The 11,254-nt window shown below is 68.8% G+C and carries 13 protein-coding genes; 6 read left to right on the forward strand and 7 right to left on the reverse strand.

Annotated features, from left to right (window positions below):
- Positions 1-22: 22 nt before the first annotated feature.
- A complete protein-coding gene (locus AB0395_RS29340; protein ID WP_366286505.1) occupies positions 23-238 on the forward strand; it encodes an MbtH family protein in 216 nt (71 codons plus the stop codon).
- Positions 239-355: 117 nt separating this feature from the next.
- Here AB0395_RS29340 and AB0395_RS29345 read toward each other — a convergent pair whose 3' ends face one another.
- The 4 genes from AB0395_RS29345 to AB0395_RS29360 all read right to left on the reverse strand — a co-directional run bounded on the left by AB0395_RS29345 (position 356) and on the right by AB0395_RS29360 (position 5,479).
- Positions 356-2,650, reverse strand: coding sequence for a bifunctional serine/threonine-protein kinase/ABC transporter substrate-binding protein (locus tag AB0395_RS29345; protein ID WP_366286506.1), 2,295 nt, complete (start codon positions 2,648-2,650; stop codon positions 356-358).
- A gap of 254 nt (positions 2,651-2,904) precedes the next feature.
- A complete protein-coding gene (locus AB0395_RS29350) occupies positions 2,905-3,387 on the reverse strand; it encodes a hypothetical protein (RefSeq protein WP_366286509.1) in 483 nt (160 codons plus the stop codon).
- Positions 3,384-4,775: a HAMP domain-containing sensor histidine kinase gene (locus AB0395_RS29355; RefSeq protein WP_366286511.1), complete on the reverse strand. Its 1,392-nt coding sequence runs from the start codon at positions 4,773-4,775 to the stop codon at positions 3,384-3,386. Before AB0395_RS29355 ends, AB0395_RS29350 begins: the two co-directional genes overlap by 4 nt.
- 29 nt (positions 4,776-4,804) lie before the next feature.
- Positions 4,805-5,479 carry a response regulator transcription factor gene (locus AB0395_RS29360; RefSeq protein WP_366286514.1) on the reverse strand — a complete coding sequence of 225 codons (675 nt, stop codon included), beginning with the start codon at positions 5,477-5,479 and terminating at the stop codon, positions 4,805-4,807.
- A gap of 136 nt (positions 5,480-5,615) precedes the next feature.
- On the opposite strand from AB0395_RS29360, the gene AB0395_RS29365 reads away from it, so the two are divergent.
- On the forward strand, positions 5,616-6,161 hold the full coding sequence (locus AB0395_RS29365) for a hypothetical protein (protein WP_366286517.1): 546 nt from the start codon (positions 5,616-5,618) through the stop codon (positions 6,159-6,161).
- A 280-nt stretch (positions 6,162-6,441) separates the two neighbouring features.
- Here AB0395_RS29365 and AB0395_RS29370 read toward each other — a convergent pair whose 3' ends face one another.
- Complete coding sequence (locus tag AB0395_RS29370; RefSeq protein ID WP_366286519.1) at positions 6,442-6,897, reverse strand: Lrp/AsnC family transcriptional regulator; 456 nt, start codon at positions 6,895-6,897, stop codon at positions 6,442-6,444.
- 93 nt (positions 6,898-6,990) lie between these two features.
- Here AB0395_RS29370 and AB0395_RS29375 point away from each other — a divergent pair, with 93 nt between their 5' ends.
- The 3 genes from AB0395_RS29375 (at position 6,991) to AB0395_RS29385 (ending at position 9,532) form a co-directional block, all read left to right on the forward strand.
- A complete protein-coding gene (locus tag AB0395_RS29375) occupies positions 6,991-7,845 on the forward strand; it encodes an LLM class flavin-dependent oxidoreductase (RefSeq protein WP_366286522.1) in 855 nt (284 codons plus the stop codon).
- Complete coding sequence (locus AB0395_RS29380) at positions 7,842-8,267, forward strand: nucleoside deaminase (protein WP_366286525.1); 426 nt, start codon at positions 7,842-7,844, stop codon at positions 8,265-8,267. The genes AB0395_RS29375 and AB0395_RS29380 overlap by 4 nt, the downstream gene beginning before the upstream one ends.
- A 260-nt stretch (positions 8,268-8,527) precedes the next feature.
- Positions 8,528-9,532, forward strand: a complete 1,005-nt coding sequence (locus tag AB0395_RS29385; protein WP_366286527.1) for a P1 family peptidase — start codon at positions 8,528-8,530, stop codon at positions 9,530-9,532.
- A 119-nt stretch (positions 9,533-9,651) separates the two neighbouring features.
- Here AB0395_RS29385 and AB0395_RS29390 read toward each other — a convergent pair whose 3' ends face one another.
- Positions 9,652-10,320, reverse strand: coding sequence for a hypothetical protein (locus AB0395_RS29390; protein WP_366286561.1), 669 nt, complete (start codon positions 10,318-10,320; stop codon positions 9,652-9,654).
- Between AB0395_RS29390 and AB0395_RS29395 the strand changes: the two genes are divergently transcribed.
- On the forward strand, positions 10,252-10,605 hold the full coding sequence (locus tag AB0395_RS29395) for a TetR-like C-terminal domain-containing protein (RefSeq protein WP_366286556.1): 354 nt from the start codon (positions 10,252-10,254) through the stop codon (positions 10,603-10,605). The two genes, AB0395_RS29390 and AB0395_RS29395, sit on opposite strands and share 69 nt — an antisense overlap.
- Positions 10,606-10,747: 142 nt before the next feature.
- Here AB0395_RS29395 and AB0395_RS29400 read toward each other — a convergent pair.
- A partial coding sequence (locus tag AB0395_RS29400; protein ID WP_366286529.1) for a tectonin domain-containing protein occupies positions 10,748-11,254 on the reverse strand: 507 nt, incomplete at its 5' end.

An 11,254-nucleotide genomic window follows, 5' to 3' on the forward strand; every position in this document is an offset into this window, starting at 1 on the left:
GCCAAGAGAGGAAACCCGCCCGATGACCAACCCGTTCGACGATTCAGAAGGTACGTTCCTGGTGCTGGTCAACGCCGAGAACCAGCACTCGCTGTGGCCGTCCTTCGTGGATGCGCCGGCAGGCTGGAACACGGTACACGGACCGGCGGATCGGTCGTCGTGCCTCGACTACGTCGAGCAGCACTGGACGGACATGCGCCCGGCGAGCCTCGTGCAGGCGATGGACGCCGACGGCTGACCAGGTGGCCCGGTGTCCCGCCCTGATGGGACACCGGGCCGGTACACCTGCGAGCGTGTCACAGGGTCACGTGACCCCCTGCCATGACTCTGGCCACACGGAGCAGAGGGAATGGGTTCAGCTGACGCCGGCCTCGGCGCACTTGTCGGCGAATTCGCCGACGCATAGTTCCTCCTTCGTCGGGGAACCGTCCGCGACGACATCCTTGACGTCGTTTTTGAAGATCCCCGCAGGGGTGAGCAGGACAGCCGGGATGTTTTTGCCGGTCTCGGGGTCCTTGACGGTGCCGGTCGCGGTCGGCTTCTGGCCCCGGACGAGGGCGATCGCGAGCTGCGCGGTCGCGTCGGCCTCCAGCTTGGGCGCCTTGTAGACCGTCATGCACTGGTCGCCGGAGAGGATGTTCTGCAGGCCCTGCACGCTCGCGTCCTGGCCGGTGACCGGGACTGTGCCGTTCAGCTTCTGGCTTCTCAGCACGGTGATGGTGGCGTTGGCGAGGCCGTCGTTGGCGGCCAGCACACCCGCGATCTTCGACTCGCGGGCGAGCATCTGCTCGAAGATCCTTTGCGCCTTGACGTCGTTCCATTCGGGCACCGACTGGTCCGGGCCTTTGACGTACTCGCCCGAGTCGTACTTCGGCCGGAGCACGCTGTCGTAGCCCTCCTTGAAGCGGGCGGCGTTGTCGTCGGTCGGGGAGCCGTTGAGCTCGGCGACGACGGGCTTGTCCACGCCCTTGCCGGTCAGGCACCTGACCAGGCCCTCACCTTGCAGCCTGCCGACAGCGGTCTGGTCGAAGCCGACGTAGTAGTCGGCGTTGCCGCCGAAGGTGAGCCGGTCGTGGTCGATGGTGACGACCCCTTGAGCCTTGGCCTTGTCAAGCACGGCCTTGCCGGTTTCGCCGTCCGGACTGACGACTATCAGAACGGTGACACCGCTGCTGATCATCTGGTCGGCGATGGTCTGGAACGCCGCCTTGTCGCCTTGGGCGTTCTGGATGTCGTACTGGACGCCCACGTCCTTGAAGGCCGCCTCGAGGTACTTGCGGTCCGTGCTCTCCCAGCGGGCCACCGCGTCGTGGGGAAGGATGACGCCGATCTTGCCGGACGTGGCGGTGGATACCATGGCGTTGCCCTGACCTGCCGAAGCGTTCGGCCCGCCGACGAGGACGCTCCGGTTGGGCGAGGCGTCGGGCTCGTTGGCGCGGGGGCCGGTTCCGTAAAGCTGCCAGCCGGTGAAACCGGCCGCGGCACCGAGTACCGCAAGGCCGAGTAGGGTGCGTCGGCGTCGTACGCCCTTGGCCGCCGTCGGCCGCCGGTGCGAATCATCTCCCGTCAGCGCGGGCGCCGGCTGATCCGTGGGCACGGGCTGCGGTCCGGGCCGCCGATTCGCGGCGGAGACGTGAAGCGTCGGATGCGAGGCCTCGGCCGTGATCGGAGTGGGTTGCGAGTCGGAGGCTGTGCCCGGCGTCGCGTGGACGGCAGGGGGTGTCACCGGAGGCGGTGACACGGGCAGCGGCGTCGCGGTGCGGGTCCGGACGGCCTGCGCGACCGTTTCCGGAAGCCAGGTGGTGTCGGCGAACAGCGCGGTGACGGCGGTTTCGTCGGTGACATGCTCGGCTAGTTCGTCCAGCAGGGTGGCTGCGGTCGGCCGTTGCCCGGGCTGCTTGGCCAGGCATCGCGCCACCACGCTCCGCAGCCGAGGCGGGAGCGTCTCCAGGTTCGGCTCCTCGTGCACGGTGCGATACCACTGGCGCTGCCAGGAGCCGGTGCCGAAGGGGCCCGCTCCGGTGGCGGTGAACGCGAGCACGACCCCCAGGCAGAAAATGTCGCTGGCCGGTCCGACCGGGTCTCCCGTCAACTGCTCGGGGGACATGAAGCCAGGCGTTCCCACCGCCATGCCCGTGTCGGTCAGCCTGCTGCCCTCCATGGCGAACGAGATGCCAAAGTCGATCACCCGGGGTCCGTCCGCGGCGAGGAGCACGTTGGAGGGTTTCAGGTCGCGATGCACCACTCCGGCGGCGTGAATGGATCCCAGTGCCTCTGCCAGCCCAGCCCCCAGGGCCAGGACGGACATCTCCTTCCACGGCCCGTGCTCGGCTATCGCGTCATGGAGTGAGAGTCCGGGCACGTAGGCCGTCGCCAGCCACGGAGGCGAACCCTGTGGGTCGGCGTCGACCACGGCCGCGGTGAAGAAACCGCTCACTGCGCGGGCGAGGGCGACCTCCCGGGCGAACCGCTCCAGAAACTGACGGTCATCGCAGAGCTCCGGGCGAATGACCTTGATCGCCACCGCCCGGCCGCTCTTGGAGCGCCCCAGATAGATTCGGCCCATTCCGCCTGCGCCGAGCCGCGCCACAATCCGATAAGGCCCTACGTGCCGTGGGTCTTCGGCCTGCAGCGTCTCGAAAACCTGCACGCGACACCTCTCGGAACCATCGCAACCAGGCCTAATAGATCAGCACATTATTCCTGTGTTCGGAGCATTGACAGCAGAGCGCTGTAACGAATCAAAGAACACCTCGTCCGGATTGGACACGACCTTGGGAAGGCCCTCGCCTCGAAGGACAACCCGGTCGACGTGATCAGTGCGGTGGTGGAGGAGCCGGTCAGGAAACGGCGCGAGCTGACCGGGTGCATCCAGAACGGGATCAATTCGGCCGCCCGGGCAGCTCATGTGAAGTCCTTACAGCGCACCTGCCCCTTGTCCGGTACGGCCACCCGCACGTCATCCATGTCCACGTCGCGTTTGGTGGCGGTGGCGGCGGCGATCGTGCAGACGAGCTGCCCGGTCGCCATCCGCGACAGGCGGGTTACCGGCGGCAGCCATCGGCCGCCCACCAGCATCGGGGCGCTCTTGCCCAGCGTGAATCCGTCGTCGTTCACCTGGACGGCCAGGTTCTTGGGCAGGCGGGTGACGAAGTCGCGCTCGCGCTCCTGCGGGCCGGGTCCTTCGAGCAGCAACTCGACGGCCTCGGCGGCCTCCAACGGGCCCGCGAGGTTGCTGACGAAGACGAGGCGGTCGTCCCGCACGAAGTACAGGGGGGTGCCCTCGGCGAAGCCGCGGGCGGGCTCTCCGGCGTCGATCACGCGGCTGGGGCCGACTCCGCAGGCCGTACAGGCCGTCAGGAGCAAGGCGAGGGGCCAGATTCTCACGGGTGGTTCCCCGGCGGGGTGGTTCTGACGGGCGGCTTCCCGGCGGGGTAGTTCCTCGGCAGGGTGAGGGTGAAGACGGCTCCGGGGCCGGAGGCGACGGTCAGGTCGCCGCCGTGCAGGAGGGCGTTCTCGCGGGCGATGGCCAGGCCAAGACCGCTGCCTTCTGAGCGGGCGCGGGCGGCGTCGGCCTTGTAGAAGCGCTCGAAGACGTGCGGGAGAACGTCGGCGGGCAGGCCCGGCCCATGGTCGGCGACCTCGATGGCGACGGCCTGGCCGCCTGCGCGCACCCGGACCGTGACAGGGGGCGCGCCGTGCCGCAGCGCGTTGCCGACGAGGTTGGCGACCATGACGTCCAGGCGGCGCGGGTCGAGGGGAACACGGATGTCCGGCGGCAGGTCCGTGGTGATGCCGGAACTCCAGCCGCGTGAGCGCAGGCAGGCGGCGACGGCGGCGCCGACGTCCACGTCGTTGAGGTTGAGCACGGCGGCTCCTGCGTCGAAGCGGGAGATCTCCATCAGGTCGTCGACGAGCTTGGTGAGCCGGGCGATCTCGGCGGTGACCAGCCGGGCGGCGGTCCCGGCGTCGCCGTTCAGCCGGTCGGCGCCGGCTTCGAGGACGTCGGTGACGGCGGTGGCGGCGGCCAGCGGGGTGCGCAGCTCGTGGGAGACGTCGGCGACGAACCGCCGTGACCTGGCCTCCATCTCGCGCAGCTCGCCGACCGAGCGCTCCAGCGCGGCGGCGGTCTCGTTGAACTGTTTCGCCAGCCGGGCCAGCTCGTCACCGCCGCGTACGGGCAGGCGGGTCTCCAACCGGCCTTCGCCAAGCCGCCGGGCCGCGCGGTCCAGGTCGGCGACCGGGCGCAGCACGCCGCGCGCGGCCAGCAGCCCGGCCAGCGCCGCCAGCAGGATGACGGGCAGGATCGCCGCCTGCGCGGCGCGCAGCACGGTCGTCTCGTCGGAGGCTGTTCGCGCGAGCGACTCGACGAGATAGATGGTGATCCCCGACGGGTTGCCGCCCGCGAGGAGCATGACCCTGCTGCCGCCCACGAGGTACGGCACGCCGTCGCGGATCACCCGCTGCCAGGCCAGCTCGGGCCGCTGCAGAACGCGCGCGCGCAGTTCGGCGGTGATGCGGGCGTCGCTGGGGATGGCGCCGTCCCTGACCACGTACACCTTGCGGTCGCCCACCTCGAGGTCCTCGGCCAGCTGGGCGAGCTCCTCGTCGCCGGCGGGCAGCACGATGTCGCGCGACAGCAGCACCACCCGGTTCCTGAAGTCCTTCAGCAACCGGTTCTGCACCCCGGTCAGCAGGTTGACCCGCGTCGTGTAGTAGGTCAGTCCGGCGGACCCCACCGCGCTCAGCGCGCCCACCAGGACGAACGTGATCACCAGCCGGGCCCGTAACCCCCGCAGCCAGGTCATACCGGCCCGAAGCGGTAACCGAATCCGCGCACGGTCTGCACGTACCTCGGCTCGGCAGGCATGTCCTCGATCTTGGCGCGCAGTCGCTGCACGCACGCGTCCACCAGCCGCGAGTCGCCCAGGTAGTCGTGCTCCCACACCGACTCCAGCAGTTGCTGCCTGCTGAAGACCTGCCCGGGCGCGGCCGACAGATGCAGCAGCAGCCGCAGCTCCATCGGTGGCAGTGCGACCCGCCGTCCGTCTCTGCTCACGGTCAGGGAGGCGCGGTCCACGCACAGTGCGCCGTAGGTCTCCACGGGCGAGGGCACGCCGTTGGTACGGCGCAGCACCGCCCTGATCCGGGCCTCCAGCACCTGCGGGCGCACCGGCTTGACCACGTAGTCGTCCGCGCCGGCCTCCAGCCCGCCGACCACGTCGAAGTCGTCGCCCCGCGCGCTCAGCATCACGATCGAGGTTGAGGTGGTCGCGCGGATGCGACGGCAGACTTCGAACCCATCGATTCCGGGCAGCATGAGGTCGAGCACGACCACGTCGGCGGCGAAGCGCGTCAGCCGCTCCAGCCCTTCCTCCCCAGACGCCGCCGATTCGACCTCGTGGTCCCTGCCCTTGAGGGCGAGCGTCAGAGCGTTCCTGACGTTCGGGTCGTCCTCGATCAGCAACACGCGCGCCATGTGTCCCAGTATCGGCGTCTCTGACTCGCGGTTTGTCCGGACCTGAAAGCTATTACACGTTCATGACATGGCACGGACGGGCCGCTCATACGGGTGGGCCAGGGTTTTGGGCAGTAAGCGACCCGTTGGAGGACATGTGTTCATCACCAAACGGCGTCTTGCCGTCCTGGCCGCTCTTCCCACTCTGGCGCTGACCACGGCGTGCGGGGCTCAGAGTTTCGCCAGCACGTCGAGCGCTGCTTCCGCTGCTCCTGCTGCTTCCGCTGCTTCCGCTGTTTCCCCTGCTCCCGCTACTTCCAGCTCCGCCAAGCCCAGCTGGCACGAGACCGCGGTGAAGTTCGCCGGGTGCATGCGGGAGAACGGGATCGACATCCCGGACCCGGTCAAGGGCCAGGACCTCGACACCAGTGCCGTCACCAAGGCCACCCAGGCCAAGCTCGACGCCGCCATGAAGGCGTGCGAGGAGTGGAACTCGGTGATCCTCGGCGACTCAGAGCCGTCCTCTCCCGAGGAGGACGACGCGTTCGCCGCGTGGGCCCTGTGCCTGCGTAAGGGGGGCGCCTGGCAGCCCATCACCAAGGACGAGAAGAAGCCGGCCGGGTTCAAGGAGCTCAGGCCCAAGTCGGAGGCCTGGCTGAAGGTCCAGGAGGGGTGCGCCTCCCTGGACCCGCAGCCGCAGTAGAAGAACCAGCCACCCGAGCTCTCGCCAGGCCATGCTCTTCCCTTTTCGGGGCTGAGGGAAGGGTTGGCGAGGACACGGTCGGCCCCGGCTTCTCCTGTCAGGAGCCGGGGCCGGTCGAGGTGGCCTGCGCTGCGACGGGACATGTGTTCCAGCGGCCCGTAGACAGTGCGGGTTCTGGCACGCCACGATCGCGCATCGCCCAGGTCGGCGGTCCACGGGGAGAACCGGTAGGCGCAGATGGCGAACAGGCTCGAGACGATAGCGGACGTGCACGCGGCCATCAGGCGTCCGGGGCTCGCTGCGGACCGCGGTACGGCAGCGTCTGGCTGTAGACGATGTTGGTCGTCGTGCTTCCGAACTCGGCGATCTCGCCGACCAGCCGTTCCAGATGGAGCATGGACGCCGCGGTGACCTTCAGCGTGTAGCAGTCGTCGCCTGTGGTTCGCAGGCACTCCAGGATCTCCGCCCGCTCGGCGAGCAGCCGGTGCAGCGGCTCGTGCCGGTTGCCGGGGTACTTGAGGCGCACGATGGCGAGCACCGCGAACCCGACCTTCTCCAGGTCGACCTCGGCGTGGTAGCCGGTGATGACGCCCATCGATTCGAGGCGTCTCACCCGTTCGGTCGTCGCCGAGGAGCTGAGGTTCACCCGCCGTCCCAGCTCGGTGAGCGGGACGCGGCCGTCCCGTTGGACCTCTACGAGGATCGCCCAGTCCGTCAAGTCAAGATTCTCGGCCATCTGGTAAAAATACCGGCAGAATCCCGGATGTCTACCGCCTATGCCGGAAGGAACCTCTTAATCATCGGGCGATCGCCTGGATAGCCTGAACCGGTGCGAATAGGTGTGAACGTTCCGAACTTCGGGCCCGGCACTGACCCCGGCGTCCTGCACAGCTGGGCGCAGACGGTGGAGGGGCTGGGCTTCGATCTCCTGATGGTCTCCGACCATGTCGTGGTGACGCCCGATGTCGCCAGACAATATCCCGCGCCGTTCTACGAGCCGTTCACCACCCTCGCCTGGCTCGCCGGCATCACCGGCCGGGTCCGGCTCGGGACCACGGCGCTCATAGCGCCCTACCGGCACCCGCTCCTGACCGCTCGCATGGCCGCCAACCTCAACCGGCTCAGCGGCGGCCGACTGGTCCTCGCCGTGGCCGCAGGCTGGGCCCGGCAGGAGTTCGCAGCGCTCGGCGTGCCGTTCGGCCAGCGTGGGAAGCTCACCGACGACACCCTGTTGGCGCTACGGGCCGCCCGGGACGACATCGAGGACTACCGCGCCGGACCGATACCGCTGTGGGTCGGCGGCAACAGCGACGCCGCCATCGGCCGAGCGGTTCGCCTCGGCGACGGGTGGCATCCGCTCAGGAACACTCTCCCCTGGCTGCGCGAGGCGGTCGACCGGATGAAGGCCGCCGCCGGTGACCGGCCGGTGCCTGCTTTCGTCCCACGCATCGTCCTGCGGATCACCGGCTCGCACGTCACCGATCCCAACCGCCTCGCCGGCGAGGGCACCATTGACCAGGTCGTCGAGGACCTCGAACAGCTACGGCTGCTCGGTGCCGAGACGGTCGTGCTCGACCCGTTCGGCGGCGACCCGGACGAGACCCTTCACCCCGAGGCGAAATGGCAGATGCTCGCAGCTGTCGCCGCTCATTGGGACCTTCACCCGCGAACGGAGCAACCGTGACAAAGAACGAGGAACGACTTCTACGCCGCGCGATCGAGCTCGCCGCCGCGGCACGGGCGGGCGGCAACCCGCCGTTCGGATCGCTGCTGGCGGACTCTGACGGCAACGTGCTTGTCGAGGAGCAGAACACCACGCTCACCGACGCCGACATAAGCGCGCACCCGGAGCTGAAACTGGCCCGCTGGGCGGCCCGCGAGCTCGATCCCGCAACCGCGGCCGCCACGACCATGTACACCAGCTGCCAGCCCTGCACCATGTGCACGGGGGCGCTCCAGCGCTCCGGGCTCGGCCGCGTCGTGTTCGCCCTCTCCGGGGAGCAGCTCACCGGCCTCAAACCGGGTGGCGACTTTCCGCAGGTGCCGCAGGAGGGCCCGGCCCTCTATGACGAGGCGCGCGTCCCGGTCGAGGGGTACTACCGGTGAGTCGCCAGGCAGGCCCTGGTCACACCCACGGCCTGCCCTGGCGGTGATGCCCCTTTCGGGGATCACGCGGCTGCGTTGAGTACGGCCTGCACAGGCCGTACCGGGTCGTCGCCTCGGGCGAAAACGGGCGGCCTCGCCGGGACAGCGGTACGAACTTGTCCGCGGGCCCAATCCGGTCCCTGTTTCTTGTCCGCGGGTACGGTGTCCCCACCTCATGTCTTCCGCAGAGTGGACGGCGTACATGAGAAAGGTGGAGGCGCGTGAGTGAGCTGCGGATCCGGGATGCGGGTCAAGTGATCGGCCGGCTCGACCCCGGTCCTTGGAATGCCATCACCGACGTCAGCGGTGTCCGGGTGGGCCATACGACCATCAGCGACCAGCAGCTGGGGGTGTACTCGGGGGTGACGGCGATCGTGCCGCACGGCCGGCGACTCCCGGCCGGGTTCAGCGTGGCCAACGGTTACGGCAAGTTCGTCGGTGCCACGCAGGTCATGGAGCTGGGGGAGATCGAGACCCCGATCCTGCTGACCTCCACGTTGTCCACCTTCCGCGTCGCCGACGCTCTGCTCACCTGGATCATCGACCGCGCCGACGAACCGGTGCGGTCGATCAATCCGGTCGTGGGCGAGGTCAATGACACGTGGTTGTCGTACACGAACCTGCGGCCGATCACCCCGGAGCACGTGTGGAGCGCGCTGGACACGGCTCGAAGCGGCCCGGTCGACATGGGGAATGTGGGCGGTGGAACGGGAGCGTGCGCCCTCGGCTACAAGGCCGGGATCGGCACCTCATCACGCAAGGTGCGGGTGCGTGGCCGGGACGCCGTGGTCGGCGTGCTCGTGCAGGCCAACATGGGCGGTGAACTCCGGCTCCGCGGACAGCTGGTGACGCCGCAGAGCCTGGACCTGCCCATGGCGGGTCCACGCTCGGCTGAGGGGTCCTGCGTGGTGGTCGTCGCCATCGACTTCCCCTGCTCGGCACGGCAGCTGACCCGGATCGCGAACCGTGGTGTCCTCGCGCTCGGCCGGACCGGAGCCGCCTACAGCCACGGCAGCGGCGACTACGCGCTCGCCTTCTCCACCGATGCCGGCTCGCCTCCGTCCGACCTCCGGTCCGGTGAGCTGGACCTCGTGTTCGCCGCCGTGATGGATTCGGTGGAGGAAGCGGTGCTCGACGCGTTGCTCGCGGCTACCACCGTGACCGCGCCCTGCGGTCGCCAAGCTGTCGCCGTACCGCACTCCGCCGTCCTGAAGGCACTGTCATGAAGGCACTGTCATGATCGCCATCCTGAAGGCGCAGTCATGAGCCGGCCTTCAGGATGACGTGCTCTGCGGCACCGGCGTCGCCGTGCGACCGCAACGCCGGGCCGTGAAGAGGCTTCCGCTCAGGCTTCCGACCTGCTCGTTTCGTACGGCGGGACGATGCGGTTGGCGTACAGCACGCCCAGGAACACGATCACCGCGAAGGTGCCGTAGAGCCACCGCGCCGCCGTGCCGATCGCGTACGCGTCTCCGTCGATCCCGGCCAGGTTGGTGACCGTTCCGGCGAGGGAAGCACCCAGCGCCGTGGCGATCAACTGGACGGTGGTGATGGACGCGGACGCGGTGTCCTTCTCCTCCGGGGTGCGGCCTGTGCTCATCACGGTCGTCATCATGTGCGGCCACGCGATGCCGACGCCGCTACCGGCGACGAACAGCAGGACAACCCAGAGCAGCACGGTGATCAGTGACGCCTCGGGGTGTGCGGAGAGCGCCAGACCGGTGAGGCCGATCGCGGAGACGAGGGGCGCGATCGCCATCAGCTGCCGCGCCTGGCCGGCTCTGCCGGCACTCAGCATCGAGCCGACGGTCCAGCCCGCCGCGAGCGCCGCGCCGAGGAAACCTGCGGGCAGCGGGTCGAAGCCGCCCAGGTGCTGCCCGAAGAACGATACGAATGCACCCGGTGTGATCTCATCCAGAGCGTCGAACTGCTGGCCGACGCACTGCTGCAGCGGGTACCGAACGGCGTGTTCGCCCCGCTGGTCGCGGACTGCTCCGCCGACCCGGAACTTCACCGGCACCTCATGGACACGCTCATCCGGCCCGTTCGTGACGCGGTTGCCGCCACACTGACCAGGGCGGTGGACCGAGGACACCTCCGGCCGGGGCTCGACACCGAGCTCGTGATCGATCTGCTCGCGTCCGCGGTGTTCCAGGCGAGTCTGTTCGGTGAGTCCCGCTTCACCTCCTCCCTCGCCGTGGGATTCGTGGACATGCTCCTGCAGGGGATCGCCGTCGACTTCGAGGAACTCCTCGAGATCAGCCGCAGGACACCGTCACCGCATCGCCACGGCACCTGATCCCCGGGGTCCTCGCCGGACGACGAGCTGACGGACGTCAGCGGAGCCGTCCTTGTCGTGTGCTCACGCCCGGGGAGGCAGGTGTCGCGGGGGCGAGACTGGCGCGGTTTTCGACAACCAGGGCCGCTTCGCCTGACAGCTCCTAGCCCGGCTGGTCCCCGGCGTACCGGAAGATGTCTCCACCGGAGTTGACGCCCCAGACGGTGCCGTCGGCGGCTGCGCCGATGTCGCTCAGGCCGCCGGAGATCTGGATCCAGGGGCTGGTGTCGTTGTTGGTGTAGCGGAAGATGTTTCCGGCGGAGTTGACGCCCCACACATTGCTTCTCGATCCGGCTGAGATCCGGGTCAGGGCGCCGGGGATCTGGACCCAGTGGGTTGGGCCTTGGTCTCCGGTGTATCTGAAGATGTTTCCTGCCGAGTTGACGCCCCAGACGGTGCCGTCGGCGGCTGCGCCGATGTCGCTCAGGCCGCCGGGAATCTGGATCCAGGGATTGGCGTCATCGTTGGTGTAGCGGAAGATGTTTCCGGCGGAGTTGACGCCCCACACATTGGTCCTCGATCCGGCTGAGATCCGGGTCAGGGCGCCGGGGATCTGGACCCAGTGGGTTGGGCCTTGGTCTCCGGTGTATCTGAAGATGTTTCCTGCCGA

The organism is Streptosporangium sp. NPDC051023 (assembly GCF_040689595.1).
In the GTDB taxonomy this organism is placed as follows: Bacteria; Actinomycetota; Actinomycetes; order Streptosporangiales; family Streptosporangiaceae; genus Streptosporangium.